This window comes from Brevundimonas sp. FV1ye29L (genome assembly GCF_058681095.1).
Map to the genome: position 1 here is coordinate 559,740 of NZ_CM178730.1, position 16,844 is coordinate 576,583.

The 16,844-nt window shown below is 69.4% G+C and carries 18 protein-coding genes; 15 read left to right on the top strand and 3 right to left on the bottom strand.

Annotation, left to right across the window (positions count from 1 at the left end):
• Positions 1-198: 198 nt before the first annotated feature.
• The 6 genes from ACW17W_RS02820 to ACW17W_RS02845 all read left to right on the top strand — a co-directional run bounded on the left by ACW17W_RS02820 (position 199) and on the right by ACW17W_RS02845 (position 6,411).
• Positions 199-972 (top strand): YebC/PmpR family DNA-binding transcriptional regulator, encoded by a 774-nt coding sequence (locus ACW17W_RS02820; RefSeq protein ID WP_492079159.1) that lies wholly within the window; start codon positions 199-201, stop codon positions 970-972.
• A 197-nt stretch (positions 973-1,169) separates the two neighbouring features.
• Positions 1,170-2,633 carry a hypothetical protein gene (locus ACW17W_RS02825; protein ID WP_492079161.1) on the top strand — a complete coding sequence of 488 codons (1,464 nt, stop codon included), beginning with the start codon at positions 1,170-1,172 and terminating at the stop codon, positions 2,631-2,633.
• 27 nt (positions 2,634-2,660) lie between these two features.
• Complete coding sequence (gene ruvC / locus ACW17W_RS02830) at positions 2,661-3,185, top strand: crossover junction endodeoxyribonuclease RuvC (protein ID WP_492079163.1); 525 nt, start codon at positions 2,661-2,663, stop codon at positions 3,183-3,185.
• 196 nt (positions 3,186-3,381) lie between these two features.
• The gene (gene ruvA / locus ACW17W_RS02835) at positions 3,382-3,999 is read left to right on the top strand and encodes a Holliday junction branch migration protein RuvA (RefSeq protein ID WP_492079165.1); all 618 of its coding nucleotides are present in this window, start codon (positions 3,382-3,384) and stop codon (positions 3,997-3,999) included.
• A gap of 163 nt (positions 4,000-4,162) precedes the next feature.
• On the top strand, positions 4,163-5,161 hold the full coding sequence (gene ruvB, locus ACW17W_RS02840; RefSeq protein ID WP_492079166.1) for a Holliday junction branch migration DNA helicase RuvB: 999 nt from the start codon (positions 4,163-4,165) through the stop codon (positions 5,159-5,161).
• 60 nt (positions 5,162-5,221) lie between these two features.
• A protein-coding gene (locus ACW17W_RS02845) for an IS3 family transposase (RefSeq protein WP_492076467.1) occupies positions 5,222-6,411 on the top strand; the annotation gives its coding sequence in 2 pieces (ribosomal slippage) (positions 5,222-5,480 and positions 5,480-6,411; 1,191 coding nt in all).
• A gap of 368 nt (positions 6,412-6,779) precedes the next feature.
• Here ACW17W_RS02845 and ACW17W_RS02850 read toward each other — a convergent pair.
• Positions 6,780-8,345, bottom strand: a complete 1,566-nt coding sequence (locus ACW17W_RS02850; protein ID WP_492079168.1) for a serine hydrolase domain-containing protein — start codon at positions 8,343-8,345, stop codon at positions 6,780-6,782.
• A gap of 129 nt (positions 8,346-8,474) precedes the next feature.
• Between ACW17W_RS02850 and ACW17W_RS02855 the strand changes: the two genes are divergently transcribed.
• The 5 genes from ACW17W_RS02855 to ACW17W_RS02875 all read left to right on the top strand — a co-directional run bounded on the left by ACW17W_RS02855 (position 8,475) and on the right by ACW17W_RS02875 (position 11,696).
• On the top strand, positions 8,475-8,852 hold the full coding sequence (locus ACW17W_RS02855) for a hypothetical protein (RefSeq protein ID WP_492079170.1): 378 nt from the start codon (positions 8,475-8,477) through the stop codon (positions 8,850-8,852).
• The gene (locus ACW17W_RS02860; protein ID WP_492079172.1) at positions 8,852-9,325 is read left to right on the top strand and encodes a YbgC/FadM family acyl-CoA thioesterase; all 474 of its coding nucleotides are present in this window, start codon (positions 8,852-8,854) and stop codon (positions 9,323-9,325) included. Before ACW17W_RS02855 ends, ACW17W_RS02860 begins: the two co-directional genes overlap by 1 nt.
• A 311-nt stretch (positions 9,326-9,636) precedes the next feature.
• Positions 9,637-10,383 carry a protein TolQ gene (tolQ, locus tag ACW17W_RS02865; protein ID WP_492080242.1) on the top strand — a complete coding sequence of 249 codons (747 nt, stop codon included), beginning with the start codon at positions 9,637-9,639 and terminating at the stop codon, positions 10,381-10,383.
• Between the two features lie 2 nt (positions 10,384-10,385).
• Positions 10,386-10,871 carry an ExbD/TolR family protein gene (locus ACW17W_RS02870; protein WP_492079173.1) on the top strand — a complete coding sequence of 162 codons (486 nt, stop codon included), beginning with the start codon at positions 10,386-10,388 and terminating at the stop codon, positions 10,869-10,871.
• A 3-nt stretch (positions 10,872-10,874) separates the two neighbouring features.
• Positions 10,875-11,696 carry a hypothetical protein gene (locus ACW17W_RS02875; RefSeq protein ID WP_492079175.1) on the top strand — a complete coding sequence of 274 codons (822 nt, stop codon included), beginning with the start codon at positions 10,875-10,877 and terminating at the stop codon, positions 11,694-11,696.
• Positions 11,697-11,708: 12 nt separating this feature from the next.
• Here ACW17W_RS02875 and ACW17W_RS02880 read toward each other — a convergent pair whose 3' ends face one another.
• Together ACW17W_RS02880 and ACW17W_RS02885 are read right to left on the bottom strand one after the other, a co-directional pair.
• Positions 11,709-12,143 (bottom strand): TA system VapC family ribonuclease toxin, encoded by a 435-nt coding sequence (locus ACW17W_RS02880; RefSeq protein WP_492079177.1) that lies wholly within the window; start codon positions 12,141-12,143, stop codon positions 11,709-11,711.
• Positions 12,140-12,367 carry a CopG family transcriptional regulator gene (locus tag ACW17W_RS02885; RefSeq protein ID WP_492079179.1) on the bottom strand — a complete coding sequence of 76 codons (228 nt, stop codon included), beginning with the start codon at positions 12,365-12,367 and terminating at the stop codon, positions 12,140-12,142. Before ACW17W_RS02885 ends, ACW17W_RS02880 begins: the two co-directional genes overlap by 4 nt.
• A gap of 140 nt (positions 12,368-12,507) precedes the next feature.
• Here ACW17W_RS02885 and tolB point away from each other — a divergent pair, with 140 nt between their 5' ends.
• The 4 genes from tolB (at position 12,508) to ACW17W_RS02905 (ending at position 16,780) form a co-directional block, all read left to right on the top strand.
• Positions 12,508-13,914 (top strand): Tol-Pal system beta propeller repeat protein TolB, encoded by a 1,407-nt coding sequence (gene tolB, locus ACW17W_RS02890; RefSeq protein WP_492079181.1) that lies wholly within the window; start codon positions 12,508-12,510, stop codon positions 13,912-13,914.
• A gap of 156 nt (positions 13,915-14,070) precedes the next feature.
• Complete coding sequence (gene pal / locus ACW17W_RS02895) at positions 14,071-14,622, top strand: peptidoglycan-associated lipoprotein Pal (RefSeq protein WP_492079183.1); 552 nt, start codon at positions 14,071-14,073, stop codon at positions 14,620-14,622.
• A 138-nt stretch (positions 14,623-14,760) separates the two neighbouring features.
• Entirely contained in the window at positions 14,761-15,864 is a 1,104-nt protein-coding gene (locus tag ACW17W_RS02900) for a DUF3667 domain-containing protein (protein ID WP_492079185.1), read from the top strand.
• Positions 15,865-15,904: 40 nt separating this feature from the next.
• Complete coding sequence (locus ACW17W_RS02905) at positions 15,905-16,780, top strand: tetratricopeptide repeat protein (RefSeq protein ID WP_492079187.1); 876 nt, start codon at positions 15,905-15,907, stop codon at positions 16,778-16,780.
• The last annotated feature ends 64 nt before the right edge of the window (positions 16,781-16,844 follow it).

The following is a 16,844-nucleotide window of genomic DNA, read 5'->3' on the forward strand; positions in this document are numbered from 1 at the left end:
TCCGATAGGGGATTGCAGATCGCGGGCGACCGGAGCCCCGTCCTTCTCGACCGGCGACGGCGCCGATGCTAGAGGCGGCGGCTCAACTTCGTGACGCGCCCGCCCGAAAACGGCCGCGTCGCCCTCGACAGCGACGACCCGCACCCGATCCGCGAGGCTCCGTGAGCCGAACCCGGGCGCCCCTTGAAGAGATACCTCATGGCCGGCCATTCCAAGTTCAAGAACATCATGCACCGGAAGGGGCGCGCCGATGCGGTGCGGTCCAAACTGTTTTCCAAACTGTCGCGCGACATCACCGTGGCGGCCAAGGCGGGCATGCCCGACCCGGCCCTGAACCCGCGCCTGCGTCTGGCGGTCAACAACGCCAAGGCCGAAAGCCTGCCCAAGGACGTGATCCAGCGGGCCATCAACAAGGCCTCGGGCGGCGACGTCGATACGATGGAAGAGGTCCGCTACGAGGGCCGGGGCCCCGGCGGCGTCGGCATCATCGTCGAGGCCCTGACGGACAATCGCAACCGCGCGGCGTCGAACATCGGCGCGGCCTTCAAGAAGAACGGCGGCGCGCTGAGCGAGATGAACTCGGTCGCCTTCATGTGGGACAAGGTCGGCCAGATCATCTACAAGGCCGAGGCCGGCACCGAGGACGAGGTCATGGAGGCCGCCATCGAGGCCGGCGCCCAGGACGTCGAGAGCGATCTGGTCAAGCCCGACATCTATGAGGATGCGCCCGGCCATACGATCTGGACGGCGTTCGAGGATCTGAACGAGGTGGCCGAGGCCCTGTCGAAGACCCTGGGCGACGCCAAGTCGACCGCCATCGTCTGGAAACCCCAGACGGAAGTCGCCGTCACCGGCGAGGCCGTCGGCACCCTGATGAAGCTGCTGGATGCGCTGGACGCCGAGGACGATGTGTCGTCGGTCTATTCCAACGAGGACATCTCCGACGAGGATCTGGCGAAATACGCGGGGTGACGACGGGCGGCTCGATCCCCCGGCGTCGGAGAGGTCGGTCGCCCGGGCTGTGACTTTCGCCGTGTCAGGTTCGGAGACTTGCGGAACGGACAGGGCGCGATGATGGTCGCGGCATGATGACGGTCCGCGCCCTTCCCCGACTGACCGGCCAGCCCGACCCCCGCCGGGTCAGGCCAGGGTCAGGGGCTTTGGCGGGAATGTCTGTCCTGTGCGCCGGCCTCTGTCTGATGGTCATGGCCCCTGCCGAAGCGGCGGCGGCAGGCCGGGGGCTGGACGGTCAGGCGGAGGCCGGGCCCGAACCTGATAAGGCGGGCGATCCGGTCGCCCGGGCCCAGGCGACCTGGGAGATGGCGGCCGCCGGCGGGGCCGAGACGGCGGCGGCGCTCACCGCCCGGTTCGCCCTCGCCGACGCCCTCGGCTCGGCCGGCCGGCATGAGGAGGCCGAGGGCCACTGGGCGGCGCTGTCGCCGGTGGTGCGTCGGTTGACCGGCAAGGGGTCCAGCGAGGACGTGATCATCCAGAGCCGCCGGGCCGAGAGTCTGAGCGCCCTGGGCCGGGACGCCCGGGCCGTGGCGGTCGCCGATCCGGGACTGGCGCTGGCCCTGCGCCGGTTCGGGCCGGACAGCCTGCACACCGAACGGCTGAGGCTGGCCCTCGCCACGGCGGCCATGCGGCAGGGCCGGTTCGCCGAGGCCGTGCCCTGGATGGAGGCGTCGCTGGACTACAATGTGGAGGCCGGTGATCTGGCCAGCGCCCGGGTCGTCGGCGACGCCCTGGCGCGGGCCTATGCCGCCCTCGACCGGTCCGCCGACGAGCGCGGCGTGCGGATCCGTATGGCCGGGCTGGGCGGCGAGGCGGGCGCGATGTCCGCCGGGGAACAGGAGCAGGCCCTGGCCGATGCTGCGGCTCTCGCCCGTTCGCGCGAGGCGTTCGAGGCCGCGATTGAACCGGCGCGCGACCTGGCGCGGTTGAGGCGCGAGCGGCTCGGGGAGGCCGACAGCCTGACGCTCGACGCCGACTATGATCTGGCGGACACCCTGGCCCTGGCGTCCGGGCGGCTCCTCGAGGATCCGCGCACGGCGGAGGCGGAGGCGCTGTACCGGCACGTCATGGAGCGTCGTCGGGGGGCGGACGACCGGAGCCGGATTGGCCGGGCGCGGGCGATCGACGGCCTGGGCGAGTTGCTGACCTTTACCAGCACCCCCGGCGAGCCGCGTTTCGCCGAAGGACTGGCCCTGATCCTGGAGGCGCTGGAGATGGCCGCCGCCGATCTGGGCGAGGGCCATTCGACGGTGCATTCGCGCCTGATCGTGGCCGCCTATCAACTGATCCAGGCCGGACGGACGACCGAGGCCGGGGTTCTTCTGGACCGACTGACGGCGGCGGCGGCGGCCGGTCACCGGGTGTCGCCGCAGATGCGCGGGATGGCGGCCCTGATCCAGGCCCGGCTGGCCTATGCGTCCGGGGGCCGGGCCGCGACCTATCGACAGGTGGCGCTGGCGGCCGATGCGTTTCGCAGTCGCGCCATCGAAACCGGCGACAGCGCCGAGATGCGCCGCTCGCTCAATGACTGGTCATTTCTGTACCAGGCCCAGGTGATGATGGCCTGGCGCGCCGCGGCGTCCCTTTCCGCGGAAGCCTGCTCCGGTCATTGTCCGTAAACCTTGTTTCGGGCATGACGGGAACGAATGACGAACGCAGCGACTCACCCTGTCCGGATTCTGGGGCTTGATCCCGGCCTGCGCCGCACCGGCTGGGGCGTGGTGGCGGCGGAAGGGTCGCGCCTGCGCTGGATCGCCCACGGGGTGGTGACGCCGCCGGAGACAGCGCCGTTCAGTGAGCGGCTGCTGCATCTGCTTGAGGCCGTCGGCGAGATCTGCGCCGCCTATTCCTGCGACGAGGCGGCGATCGAGGAGGTGTTTGTCAACGTAAACCCGTCCTCTACCCTGAAGCTGGGTCATGCGCGGGCGGCGGTGATGCTGGCCCCGGCGCGGCACGGGCTGTCGGTGGCGGAATATTCGCCGAACCTGATCAAGAAGGCCGTGGTCGGCGCCGGCCATGCCGACAAGGCCCAGATCGCCTTCATGGTGAAGCGGCTGCTGCCGGCCGCCGGAGATGTCACCGCCGACGCGGCCGATGCGCTGGCCGTGGCCATCACCCATGCCCAGATGCGCAAGCGGGCCTTGCTGACGGCGCTGCGGGGGGCGGCGTGAGGGGGGGCTTTCCTTCGTCCTCCCTGTTCGCGCAGCGAATGGGGAGGTGGATCGACGGCGAAGCCGGCGAGACGGAGGGGGCGACTCCGTCGAGGAGGCCTCGCATGCTGTCGACGCCGTCTCGCCCCCTCCGTCACGGCGCGAAGCCGCGCCGCGCCACCTCCCCATCGGCTACGCCGACAGGGAGGACAGGCTCATGATCGGAAGATTGCGCGGGGTGCTGGCCGAGGTCGAGGAGGGGCATTGCCTGATCGACTGCGCCGGGGTGGGCTATGTGGTGGCCTGTGGCGCGCGGACGCTGCAACGGCTGCCGGCGCCGGGCGACGAGGCGACCCTGTATATCGAGAGTTCGTGGTCGGCCGAGAACGGGCCGCGGCTGTACGGCTTCCTGAGCCGCGACGAGCGGCGGGCCTTCACCACCCTGACCGGGATCCAGGGGGTGGGACCCAAGGCGGCGCTGTCGGTGCTGGATGTCCTGCCGCCCGGCGAACTGGCGGGGGCGGTGGCGCGTGACGACAAGGCCGCGATCGGCCGGGCCAATGGGGTGGGGCCGAAACTGGCGCTGCGGATCGTCACCGAGCTGAAGGGCAAGCCGCTGGGCGATGTGTCGTTCACCCCTTCGGCGTCGGGGGTCCATGTCGAGATCGCGCCGCCGCCGCCGTCGATCACCGGCGAGGCCGTCTCGGCCCTGCTGGGTCTGGGCGTGGCCGAGGTGAATGCGCGCCGGGCCGTGGATCAGGCCCTGATCCGGCTGGGCGAGGGGGCCGAGCTGTCGGCGGTCATCCGGGCGGCCTTGCAGGAGTTGGGGCGGTGACAAGGAAGTGGCGAGTGGCTGATGAGTGGCGAGTGGCGAGTGGCGAGTGGCGAGAAGACGCCTCTCCTGTCGCATCCTCGTCGGCGAGATCGACGGACGCCTTTCTCAAGCTGAGCGACTTTCCTCGCCACTCGCCGCTCGCCACTCGCCACTCGAGTGCGCCATGACCGACGACCGCATCATCTCGCCTGTCCCCGCCCCCGGCGAAACCTATGACCGGGCGCTGCGGCCCCAGACCCTGTCGGACTTCGTCGGGCAGGAGCAGGCCAAGGGCAATCTGAAGGTCTTCATCGACGCGGCGCGGGGGCGCGGCGAATCCCTGGACCATGTGCTGCTGTTCGGCCCGCCCGGGCTGGGCAAGACGACCCTGGCCCAGATCGTGGCGCGCGAGCTGGGCGTGGGCTTCCGGGCCACCTCCGGCCCGATCCTGGCCAAGGCAGGCGATCTGGCGGCGATCCTGACCAATCTGGAACCGCGCGACGTCCTGTTCATCGACGAGATTCACCGGCTGGCCCCGACGGTGGAGGAGATCCTGTATCCGGCCATGGAGGACCATGTGCTGGACCTGATCATCGGCGAGGGGCCGTCGGCGCGGTCGGTCAGGATCGATCTGGCGCCCTTCACCCTGGTCGGGGCGACGACCCGGGCGGGGCTGCTGGCCACGCCGTTGCGGGACCGGTTCGGCATTCCGCTGAGGCTGGAATTCTATACCGCCGAGGAACTGACCCGGGTGGTGATGGGCACGGCCCGCAAGATGGGGGCGGCGATCACCGAGGAGGGCGCGCGCGAGATCGCGGCGCGGTCGCGGGGCACGCCGCGCGTGGCCGGGCGACTGCTGCGCCGGGTGCGCGATTTTGCCTCTGCTGAGGGGGCGGCGACCATCGACCGGCTGGCGGCGGCGCGGGCCCTGGCGCGACTCGAGATCGACGAGGTCGGGCTGGACGCCAACGACCGGCGTTTCCTGAAGGCCCTGATCGAGAACTATGGCGGCGGGCCGGTGGGGATGGACACCCTGGCGGCGGCGATCGCCGAGGCGCGCGACGCGGTCGAGGACGTGATCGAGCCCTATCTGCTCCAGCAGGGCTTCATCCAGCGCACGCCGCGGGGACGGATGGCCTGTGCGCGGGCCTATAGTCACCTCGGTCTGGCGGAACCCCCGTGACGTGACCCCCTGAAACTCCTCCAGGAATAGCTAGAGTCCGCCCCTCGAAAGGACGGACAGATGAAGCGATCACGGTTCACGGAAGAGCAGATCATCGGGATCCTGCGTGAGCAGGAGGCGGGCGTTGCGACGGCAGAGGTCTGCCGGCGTCACGGTGTCAGCTCGGCGACCTTCTACAAGTGGAAGGCCAAGTTCGGCGGCATGGACGTGTCGGAGGCCCGGCGTCTGAAGGCGCTGGAGGACGAGAACACCAAGCTGAAGCGGATGCTGGCGGACGCGATGCTCGACAACGTCGCGCTGAAGGACCTGCTTGGAAAAAAGTGGTGACGCCCGCTGCGCATCGAGAAGCGGCGGCGCATCTGCAGTCGTTCTACGAGATGAGCGAGCGGCGGGCGTGCCGGGTGCTGGGCACCGATCGGGCAAGCGTGCGGTATCAGGCCACGCGGCCGGATGACGGCGTCCTGCGGGATCGATTGAAGGCCTTGGCGCAGGAGCGCCGGAGGTTCGGCTATCGACGTCTGCACGTGATGCTTCGACGCGAGGGCCATGCGGTGAACCGCAAGCGGGTCCAGAGGATCTATCGGGAGGAGAGGTTGACGGTGCGCAGGCGCGGCGGCCGAAAGCGGGCCATGGGCACGCGACGTCCGCTGGAAACGCCGTTGGTTGCCAACCAACGCTGGTCGCTAGACTTCGTGTCCGACCAGCTCACCGACGGCAGGCGCTTCCGCATCCTGACGGTGATCGACAACTGCACCCGCGAGTGCCTGGCGCTGGTGGCCGATACCTCGCTGTCGGGCGCACGGGTCGCGCGTGAGCTAGACATCATCATCCAGCAGCGCGGGCGTCCGGAGACCATCGTCAGCGACAACGGCACGGAGTTAACCTCGAACGCCATACTGGCCTGGGCTGACGATGCGGCGGTCGGCTGGCATTACATCGCGCCGGGCAAGCCCCAGCAGAACGGCTTCAACGAGAGCTTCAACGGCCGCCTACGCGACGAGCTGTTGAACGAGACGCTGTTCCGCTCCCTGCCGCATGCCCGGGTCGTGCTGGAAGCCTGGCGGCGCGACTACAACGAAACCCGGCCTCACTCGAAGCTGGGGTGGCTGACGCCGCAGGCCTACGCCGATGCGCTCACCGGACAGATCGGCCGGCCTGCTGCGCGAGTTGAAAGCTGCGCAGACCGGCCTCTTGCCAACCCCACCAACCCCGGCTCAGATCAACCAAGGACTCTCGTTATGGCTGGATGAGAAACGGGGGTCACGTCATTGAAAAGCTCGCTCGCGGGCACGCTGCGTTTGAACTTACCGACTGGCCCGACGATGCTGACCCGCTAATCAACATAGTGCCGCTACACATTTTGGATCTAGAAGCGCGGAAAGCGTTCGAAACACCGCCACGTTATCCGGGTTGGCCGGAAGTTGGGTCCCGTGCCTTACATCGCCGGATACACAAGTTCCCCTCTGATGATAATTTTGGTTGGGTCTCCATACAGGCTGGACGGTATCGTTACGTAGCCGACGGAAGCGGAAACAACACAACCGTACGGATCGTGTTCAGTGAATATCTAGCTGCGGAAGTGATTTGGCACGATTAGGCGCTGCCTCGATTTGTCGTGCTACTGCACCGCCTCGTCCGGCCTCGGGGTGTAGCGGAAATTGAGCGCTTGGATCGTGGGCGGCGTGGTCGGGGCCAGCAGCAACCGCCCGTCAATGCGGCCGTTCAGGCAGGTCCAGGCGAAATTGGCCGACAGGGCGCCCGTGGCGGTGAAGGGTGCGTCCGGGGCGCAGGCGCCGGCGTCGGCCTTCAGCGTCGTCAGCACCGTGCGCCAGTTCTCGACCGAGCGGTCCATAAGAAAGTTCATCGCCAGCCGGTCTTCGGCCACGGCGACATCGCCGGCCATCCAGATCTCGCCGAGGGCCTCGTAGGCCGAGGTCAGGGCGGGGGAGGCGGGCAGGGCCCGGGCCGGGGCGAGGCCCGCGACCGCCAGTTTGACCGCCGCGTCGAACGTCGCGCCCCCGGTTCCGGCATAGGTGCGGTTGGCGAAGCTGAAGACGCCGAGGCCCCGGTCGGGCGCCAGGATCATGTTGGAGCCATAACCCGGATAGCCGCCGCCGTGGGTCAGATAGGCGCCCAGTTCGCAGTCGGTCCCCGAGGTCAGTCCCTTGCCATAGGCGGTGGCCACCGCGCAGGGCTTGCCGTCCGATCCGGTGCGCGAGCGGGCCGAGACGAAGTTCAGCCCCTGGGCCATCTCGCGGACCGTGGAGCGGCGGACGGGGCCGGCATCCGGATCGTCGCGCGCCGGCCAGGCCGACAGCAGGAAGGCGATCCATTTCGCATAGTCCTCGGCCGAGGTCTGGACCCCGCCCATGGCGCCGAAGACGCCGTGGGCCATATCGGGCTCGCGGGTCCAGACGTCGTTCTCCCAGCGGTAGCCGAGGGCGCGTCGGTCCGGATCGGAGGCGAAGACGTCATAGCCGGTGGAGGTCATGCCGAGCGGGCGCATGATCTCCTGTTCGATATAGTCATTGTACGGACGACCGGAGGCGTTGGCCACGATCCGGCCGAGCAGGGCGTAGCCCAGGTTGGAATATTCGAACGCGGTCTGGGGCGTGCGGGTGAAGGGCAGGCCGCCTTCGAGGAAGGCGGTGAATTCCGCCTCGGTCATGACCTGTTGCCGGTCGCCCCAGGGGTCGTCGGTGACGAAGCCGCCGAGATGGCTGAGCAGGTCGCGCACGCGGATGCGCGGCGAATCGGCGGTGGGATAGGTCAGGTTGGCCAGTTCGGGGACATGGGTCTCGGCCAGATCGTCCAGTGACAGCCGGCCGTCGTCGCGCAGCCTGAGGATGGCCAGGGCGGTGAAGGCCTTGGACATGGAGGCGATGCGGAACAGGGTGTCGGGGCCGACCGGGGCGCCGTCCACCGTCTTCACGCCCGAGGCGTGGAGGTGGATCAGCCGGCCATCGAGGACCACGCCATAGACATAGCCGGGGACGTGCGCCCCGGCCTGCCAGCGGTCGAAGGCGGCGTCGATCTCTGTCAGCGTGGTGGTTAAACCGGCGTTTTCAGGGGCGGCGGCCTCTGTCACGGTGCGCGTCTGGGCCGCCAGGGGCGTTGTGGTCAGGGCTGCGGCCAGCAGCACGGCTGCGGCTGGAAACACGGCGGCGGAGTGTGGACGTCGCATGATGAGCTCCCCTGAACGGGGCGAGCTAAACATGGCGCCGCTGCGCGCGCCAGCACCCGGCATCCGCCCGGACGGGGTTCCCTGTCGCGACGAAGCCCGGCATGATCCCGGCCGGACGGGGAGGATCAGGTGGCCAGACGCCTGAACGTGCAGCGGCTGATCATGATGATGGGCGTCCTGGTTCTCGGACTGGGGGCGGTGAGCGCCTATGCCGTCAGCCAGGGCGGTCGCTGGACCCTGGAGCCCGAGGCCCCGGGGGAGCGGATGAACCAGCAGGTGCGGACGCAGATGGGGCGCGGGGCCGAGGTCCGTTACGCCACGGCCGGATCGGGCCGGGTGATGTGCGGCTATGCGGGGTTCAGGGGGCGGCCGGGGGCCATCGCCTTTATCTCACGCCCCAATCGCATCCTGTTCGAGACCGACCCGCTGGCCGCCGAGTTCGCCGCCATGAAGGCGCGCGACTGTCCGAACCTGCCGGAGCCGGCCGTCAATCCGGTCTATCACTGATGTCCGGGCCTGATCTGCCGAGTTCCGGTCGGTTCATCGGACGGGAACATATCCTGCCGGTCCGGGTCTATTACGAGGACACGGACTTCACCGGTCTGGTCTATCACGCCAACTATGTGCGGTATTTCGAGCGCGGCCGGTCGGATTTTCTGCGTCTGACGACGTCGGGCCACGCCGCCCTGATGGAGGGGGATCGGCCGATCGCCTTCGTTGTCGCCGGGATGGCGCTGAAATTTCTCAAGCCCGCCCGGATCGACGACGCCCTGATCGTGCGCACCGCCTATGATGCGGTGAAGGGGCCGAGGCTGATGATCCGCCAGAGCGTCGAGCGCGCCGGCGAGGTGCTGTGCCGGGCCGAGGTGACGGCGGTCTGCATCCATCTGGACGGCCGCCCCGCCCGCCCGACGAAGGCGCTGATGGACGGGGTGCGGCCCTGGCTGGCGCCCACGGCCGGCGATGCCCCGTCAGGCTGACCGGCGAAACCGGAACGGGGAACAGACATGCCATCCGAAGGCATGAGGGCCGGCGCCGTGATCACCGTCTCTCTTCTGCCGATCCTTCTGGTCGGAGGGGGGCTGGCGGTCAATTCGAACGCAGGGTGAGGCGCGGGCCGGGCTCTCCGTACGGTGCAGCGGCGACGGAAGGGGTGTCAGGGGCGCCAAATCACGCCCCTCGCGCGCATCGGCTTGACGGGGGCGTGCGGGGCGGGCTTTGACGGCCTTACTATCGTCACGGGGCCCGGCATGCTGGCCCGACGCGAATCCGCACCCTGAGAGGCCCCATGATCGAGCCCGCCGCCGCAGAATCGATGCTGAACCCCGTCGCCCTGTTCATGGCGGCGGACTGGGTGGTGAAGGGCATCATGATCGGACTGGCGATCGCCTCGATCTGGTCCTGGGGCGTCATCATCGACAAGGCGCTGAGGTTCGCCGCCCTGAACAGTCAGGCCGAGGCGTTCGAAAAGGCGCTGTCGTCCGGCCGTTCGCTGGAGGATGTGGCGGCCGAGGCCGGGCCGCACCCCGACCATGCCCTGCCGCGCATGCTGGTCACCGCCCTGAACGACTGGCGCGAGACCCGGGCACGGGGACCGCTGACCGAACAACAGGGCAATCTGCTGATCGCCCGCATCGACCGGTCGCTGGACTCCATCATCGCCCGCGAAGGCCAGAGGATCGAGAACGGTCTGGGCGTGCTGTCGGTGGTGGCGACGGCCTCGCCGTTCATCGGCCTGTTCGGCACGGTCTGGGGCATCATGCGGGCGTTCGGGGCCATCGCCTCGGCCGGCAACACCAATCTGACCACGGTGGCGCCGGCGATCTCTGAGGCCCTGTTCGCCACGGCCATCGGCCTGGCGGCGGCCATCCCCGCCTATATCGGCTACAACAAGTTCTCGATCGACGCGGGCAAGTTCTCGGGGCGGCTGGAGAGCTTCGCCGATGATCTGCAGGCGGCCGTGGCGCGGCGGCTGGGCGCGCCCAGCGCCTCGCGCCCCGCCTCGGACCTGCGCCCCGACACCCGCCGGGACGACTGAGCATGGCCATGGGCGGAGGCGCAGGCCAGGGCCATGTGCGGGGCCGGAGACGGGCCCGGAAACGGCCGTTGAGCGAGATCAACGTCACCCCTCTGGTGGATGTGATGCTGGTGCTGCTGATCATCTTCATGATCTCGGCGCCGCTGCTGACCACCGGCGTCCCGGTCGAGCTGCCCAAGACCGAGGCGGGCGCCGTGCCGACCGACAATGAGCCGGTCACCGTCTCCATCGACCAGTCGGGCGCCATCTTCATCGACAAGGACGAGGTCGCCTGGGACTCCCTGCTGGACCGGGTCGGGGTCCAGGCGGGCGAGACCGGCCTGGGCGAAAAGCCGATCTTCGTGCGCGCGGACGGCCGCGCCCCCTATCAGGCCGTGGCCCGGGTCATGGCGCGGCTGTCGGCCGGCGGCTTCACCAAGCTGAACCTGATCACCGATACGGCGCCTGAGGCCGCCGTGGCGCCCGAGACGGCGGCCGGGGGGGAATAGGGGGTGCGGCGTCCGTCACCGGCGATCCTGGCCTCGATCCTGTTGCATGCGGGGGCGGCCGGCCTGCTGTTCGTGGCCTGGCCCACGGATGAGGTGCTGACGCCGACGCCCTCCTCGGTGCCGGTGTCCATCATTTCCAGCGTCGAGATCGCGGCGGCGCCGGCCGACAATCCGGCAGAGGAGCGGGTCACCGAGGACGGCGCCGCGGCCCCGGTCGAGACCCCGCCGGATCCGACGCCCCCGACCCCGACGCCGCCGGCCCCGACCCCGCCGCCGCCCGCGCCGCGACCCACGCCGTCGCCGCGTCCGACGCCGCTGCGGCCGACCCCGCCTGCGCCGGCCCGCCCGACCCCGCCCCGGCCGACGCCCGCGCGGCCCACGCCGCCGCGTCCGACGCCGCCGTCTCCGGCCGCGAAGCGCAATACGCCGTCCCTCGATCTGGACGCCCTGGCCGGCCCGCCCCGGCCGCGCCCCAATCCGGGCCGTCCCTCGACCGGCCAGCAGGGGGCGGGCCAGGCGGCCCAGGCCACCGGACCACAGATCCAGGCGATCATGCGTCAGGTCATCCCCAACTGGCAGCTGCCGTGCGACACGCCGGGGGCGCGCGAGCTGAGGATCCGGGTCAACCTGACGGTCTCGGCGGACGGGCGGATCACCTCGGGACCGCGCCTGCTGGACGGGCGCTCGGACCCCATCTACCGCGCCACGGCCGACGGCGCCCTGCGCGCCATCCGCCAGACCGCGCCGTTCGATGTGCCGGCCGGCTTCGGCGGCGCCGAATTCAATCCGACCTTCAATGTCGAGCAGGCCTGCCGGAATCAGTAGCGACGGCTGGTTTCAGGCGACGGGAATGAGATGAAGCGCCTGGGCTCCATCGCGGACGGCGCGGGTGGACAGGCGGCGGTCGAAGGTCGCCAGTCGGCCGCCCTTGCTGGCGGCCAGGGCCAGCAGATAGCTGTCGGTAATCTGGCCGTGGGATGTGACGGCTCCCATGTCGATCCAGTCCGAGCCGACGAGGCTGACGTCGTCGGGCCAGAAGACGTGGTCCGCTCTTTGGGTGGCCCGCAGGAGCGAGGCCGAGGCGTCCCTGATGCTGGCGGCGCGCGGGTATCGGGGCGATCCGACGATTCTGATGAGGCCGTTCTGGGTGATGGGACAGGTGGCCCAACTGTGGTTGCGATCCGTCTCGAACCACGCCTGGGCGGCCTCATGTGCGGAATGATCGGGATCAAGGAGCGCGATCAGGACGTTGACGTCCAGCAGGAAGGTCACGGCAGTTCGTCACGCAGGCGGTTGACCATTTCCATGGTGACGGGCGGCCCGCCGCGATCCGGCAGCAGCAGGAAGCCGTTACGCTCGCGCGCGCGGGTCACCGGAAGATCTAGCGATTTGCGTGCGAGGGACGACAGAACCTGACCCAGACTCCGGTCCTCGAGTTGTGCGATGGCGCGGGCGCGTTCCAGAACGTCGTCGTCGATGGTTACGGTGGTCCGCATGTTGCGAACATACCGCATCACGCATCGGGCATCAAACGGCCGTCGGTCCCAAAGTCGCCCCAATGACAACCATGCTGGCGTTTGGCGCCTGGTCTGGCGATAAGGGCCGGGCGACACGCCCTTCACGACCGGAGCCCTTCATGCGTCTGAATCTTCTCCTTTCGACGGCGGCGGCCCTCGCGATCGGCGCGGCGGCCATGGTCTCGATGTCGGCTCTCGCCCAGACCCCGCCGGTCGCCCAGCCCGGAGGTCAGCCGGCGGGCGGCCAGCAGGGACCGATCGAGGTCGAGATCGACCAGGGCGTGCTGCGGCCGTTCCAGATCGCCATCGCCCCGTTCAGCGGCGCCGGCGGGTCGCAGATCTCCAGCGTCGTGACGACCGATCTGAGGCGGTCGGGCTTTTTCGAACCGATCAATCCCGCCAGCTTCATCGAGACCGGCCTGACCCTGGCCAATGCGCCAGATTTTCCGCAGTGGACCCAGATCGGGGCCCAGGCCGTGCTGTACGGCTCGGTCACCCAGCGCCCGGACGGCCGCAATGACGTGGGCTTCCGCCTGTATGACCCCTACCGCCAGTGCCAGCTGGTCAGCTACCAGTTCACCGCCACGGCCGAACAGTCGCGCCGGATCGCGCACAAGATCGCCGATGTCGTCTATCAGCGGATGACCGGGGAGAGCGGCTTCTTTGACACCCGCATCCTGTATGTGGCCGAGAGCGGCACCGAGCTGAACCGGCTGAGCCGTCTGGCCATCGTCGACCAGGACGGCTACAATCCGGTCTTCCTGACCCAGGGCGAGGAGATCATCCTGACGCCGCGCTTCTCGTCCAGCCCGGACGAGATCGTCTATATGGCGCTGGGCAAGGACTACAGCCGCATCTATCTGTACAACCTCTCGACCGGACGGCGCGAAAGCCTGGGCGAGTTCGACGGTCAGGCCGTGGCCCCCCGCTATTCGGCCGACGGGTCGAAGGTGGCCTTTTCGATCATTCGCGGCGGCAATGCCGATGTCTATGTGATGAACCTGAGGACGCGCCAGCTGTCGCGCCTGACCTCTGACCCCGGCATCGACACCTCGCCCTCGTTCAGTCCGGACGGGCGCCAGATCGTGTTTAACTCGGACCGGTCCGGGACGCCGCGCCTGTATGTGATGGATGCCGACGGCTCGGGCCAGAGGCCGATCAGCCGGGGCGGCGGCAGCTATACGGCCCCGGCCTGGAGCCCGCGCGGCGACATGATCGCCTTCACCAGGTCGTCCGGCGGCCGGTTTTCGATCGGGGTGATGAACACGGACGGGTCGGGCGAGCGCCAGCTGTCGACCTCCTATTTCGAGGAAGGCCCGTCCTGGGCGCCCAACGGCCGCTATCTGATGTTCGCACGCCAGACGCGCGGCGGCTCGACCAACCTGTGGATGGTGGACCTGTCGGGACGGGTCATCGCCCAGTCGGCCTATCAGGGCCGCGGCTCGGACCCGGCCTGGTCGCCCCTGCTGGATGCCGCCCCGACCAACCTCGGGCTGAACCAGGGGCCGGACAGTTGTCCCTCATAGGGCGAATTCGGTGACGTACGGAGCCGAAAAGCTCAACAGTGCGTTATCGCCAGACGCAAGGCCACCATTTCGCCACCCGAGACATCAAGGCTAAGCTTATACATGCGGCAGCCGCCGCCGCCCCCGCCGGCGCGGGCCAGACAGGAGACGACCTCGATGACGACATCCACCCTGATCAAGCTGGCCGCCGTAGGCCTTGTCGCCGCCGGAATGGCGGCCTGCACCCCCAAGCGCGCCGTGGAGCCGGCGGTGCCGAACACCCCGACGGCCCCCTCGACCGGGCCGGTCTATCCGGGACCGGGGGGCGGCGTGACCGGCGCCCCGGCCGGGGCGGTTCGCCCGGGCTCGGAACAGGACTTCGTCGTCAATGTCGGCGACCGGGTCTATTTCGACCTCGATTCCTACCAGGTGAACCCCGAGGCCTATCCGCGTCTGGACGCCCAGGCCGCCTGGCTGGCCCGCTATCCCCAGATCAACGTCCGGATCGAGGGCAATGCCGACGAACGCGGCACCCGGGAATACAATCTGGCCCTGGGCGCCCGGCGCGCCGAATCGATCCGCACCTATCTGGTCAACCGGGGCGTGCCGGCCGGCCGGATCGACACCATCAGCTACGGCAAGGAGCGGCCGATCTCCCCCGGATCCACCGAGGAGTCCTGGGCCCGCAACCGCAACGGCCACACCGCGATCGTCTCCGGCGCCTACTGAGCCGGGGCTGACGCCAGAGCGGGCAGGAGGCGTCGATCCGGCAGGGTCGGCGCCTTTTGTCTGTCCGCTTCCCGACGCGGCTTGACCGGATGACGGACGCACGGTCATGGTCGGCGCTCAACGGGCGGGGATCCCAGAATGGATATCGAAGCGGCCGGCGGAGCGGTGTCCGGCGGGCTGATCGCGGGCGCGATCGAGAAACCGGCCGGTCATGCCGGAGAGACCCATGCCGGCGTCTGTTCGGACTGCGGCGCTGAAACGGGCGGAAACTTCTGCGCCAACTGCGGTCAACCGACCCATGTTCACCGCACCCTGCTGCACCTGGGCGAGGAGCTGCTGCACGGGGTGATGCATTTCGACGCCCGCATCTGGCGCACCCTGCCTCTGCTGGCCTTCAATCCCGGCCGTCTGACGCGCGAATGGATCGAGGGCAAACGGACCCGCTATGTGTCGCCGCTGGCGATGTTCCTGTTCACCGTCTTCGTCATGTTCTTCCTGCTGAGCTTCGGCGGGGGGCTGGAGGTGCAGCAGGCGCCGCTGGAGGAACGGATCACCGCTGCAAGGGCGGGCGTGGTCGAGGCGGAGGCCGCCCTCGCGGAGATCCGGGCCGAGACCCACCCCGACATGCCCGGGGCCGAGGGCATGATCACCGGGGCCGAGGCGGCCGTCAGAGGCGCGCAGGCCAACCTGGAGGCCCTGGAGAAGGCCCGGACCGCCGGTCCCCGTGAAGACGGGCTGGAGGCGGGAAGCTGGCAGGCCCAGATCGCGGACGCGGCCCGCAACGGCAAGGTCACCATCGGGGTGGGCGACAAGAAGATGAAGGAGAAGGTTCTGCACAAGCTCGCGAACCCCGAATTCGCCCTCTACAAGGTCCAGCAGACCCTCTACAAATTCGCCTTCCTGCTGGTCCCGCTGTCGATCCCGTTCGTCTGGCTGATGTTCGCCTGGAAGCGGGGATTCACCTGGTACGACCACGGCGTCTTTGTGCTGTATTCCCTGACCTTTATCGCCATGCTGACCATGGTCATCAGCGTGGTGGGTCGATGGGACGGATGGTTGGCGGGCCTGATCGGCGTCCTTCTGGCCCTGTCCGTGCCCGTGCACATGTTCGCCCAGCTGAAGGGAACCTATGGCCTGTCCGTGTTTTCGGCCCTGTGGCGGACCTTCCTGCTGCTGAACTTCTGCCTGATCGTCATCACCCTGTTCATTGTGGCGGTGATCCTGCTGGGCCTGGGCGCCTGACGCCTTGCGGCGGCCTCAAATCGGTGAAAGCTGTAGGGTCATGACGATCAACCTGCCCAAACTTCCGCGCCGCGCCCGGACCCTGCTGCTGGCAGGGGTCGGCCTCAGCCTGCTGGGCGGCGTCGCTGTGTCCCAGGTCGCGCCCCTGCCGGCCGTCCAGTGGGATGTGCGCCGCCTGGACACCCTGGACCGCAATGTGCGTCGCCTCGAACGCGCCCTGACCCAGAGGAACGCAGCGGGTCAGCCGGTTCTGGTCGAGCCGGACCCCGAGGTCATCCAGCTGCAGACCCTGGTCTCGGGCATGGATCGCCGGCTGTCGGATCTGGAGCAGACGGTCCAGCGGATGAACGCCGACAATGAGCGGCTGACCTTCCAGCTGGATGAGCGGGGGCGCGAGGCCGCCTCGCTTCGGACCGGGCTGACGCGCGCCGAGACCCGGATCAAATCCCTGGAGGACGCCGCCGCCGCCCTCGCCGCCGCCCAGGCCGCCGCCGCCGAACAGGCCGCCCAGGCGCCCGCCAGTCCCACGGGCGACGCCGCCGGGGATCTGGCCGCCGCCATGCGTCTGGTCACGACGGATCGCGAGGCGGGGGTCGAGGCGCTGGAAGCCGTCGCCGCCGCCTGGCCGGACGCTCCGCAAGGCCGGGAGGCCAGCTATCGTCTCGGCGACGCGCGCCGGGCCGGAGACGATCATGCGGGCGCCGTTCAGGCCTATGCCGCCGCCCTGCGCGACTGGCCGACCACGTCATGGGCCGGGGAAGTCACCCTGCGGCTGGCCCGGTCGCTGGTCGCCACCCGCCGCAATGCCCAGGCCTGCGCAGCCCTGGCGGAGTTCAACCGGCGCTATGCGGCCTCGGCCTCGGCGGCGCTGAAGGGCGTGGCGTCCCAGGTCGGGGCGCAGGCGCGCTGCGCCTGACGCCTGACCCGGCGCTGACGGACCGGGTTCGGGCCCGGCTGGAGGCGCGGCTGTCGACCTCCCT

Excerpts from the sequence above, each read along its gene's own strand:
- ruvC (WP_492079163.1), top strand. The coding sequence starts at position 2,661 with ATGACGAACGCAGCGACTCACCCTGTCCGGATTCTGGGGCTTGATCCC.
- tolB (WP_492079181.1), top strand. The coding sequence starts at position 12,508 with ATGCGTCTGAATCTTCTCCTTTCGACGGCGGCGGCCCTCGCGATCGGC.
- ACW17W_RS02885 (WP_492079179.1), bottom strand. The coding sequence starts at position 12,367 with ATGCGGACCACCGTAACCATCGACGACGACGTTCTGGAACGCGCCCGC.
- ACW17W_RS02900 (WP_492079185.1), top strand. The coding sequence starts at position 14,761 with ATGGATATCGAAGCGGCCGGCGGAGCGGTGTCCGGCGGGCTGATCGCG.
- ACW17W_RS02860 (WP_492079172.1), top strand. The coding sequence starts at position 8,852 with ATGTCCGGGCCTGATCTGCCGAGTTCCGGTCGGTTCATCGGACGGGAA.
- ACW17W_RS02825 (WP_492079161.1), top strand. The coding sequence starts at position 1,170 with ATGTCTGTCCTGTGCGCCGGCCTCTGTCTGATGGTCATGGCCCCTGCC.
- ACW17W_RS02820 (WP_492079159.1), top strand. The coding sequence starts at position 199 with ATGGCCGGCCATTCCAAGTTCAAGAACATCATGCACCGGAAGGGGCGC.
- ACW17W_RS02870 (WP_492079173.1), top strand. The coding sequence starts at position 10,386 with ATGGCCATGGGCGGAGGCGCAGGCCAGGGCCATGTGCGGGGCCGGAGA.
- ruvB (WP_492079166.1), top strand. The coding sequence starts at position 4,163 with ATGACCGACGACCGCATCATCTCGCCTGTCCCCGCCCCCGGCGAAACC.
- pal (WP_492079183.1), top strand. The coding sequence starts at position 14,071 with ATGACGACATCCACCCTGATCAAGCTGGCCGCCGTAGGCCTTGTCGCC.
- ACW17W_RS02905 (WP_492079187.1), top strand. The coding sequence starts at position 15,905 with ATGACGATCAACCTGCCCAAACTTCCGCGCCGCGCCCGGACCCTGCTG.
- ruvA (WP_492079165.1), top strand. The coding sequence starts at position 3,382 with ATGATCGGAAGATTGCGCGGGGTGCTGGCCGAGGTCGAGGAGGGGCAT.
- ACW17W_RS02850 (WP_492079168.1), bottom strand. The coding sequence starts at position 8,345 with ATGCGACGTCCACACTCCGCCGCCGTGTTTCCAGCCGCAGCCGTGCTG.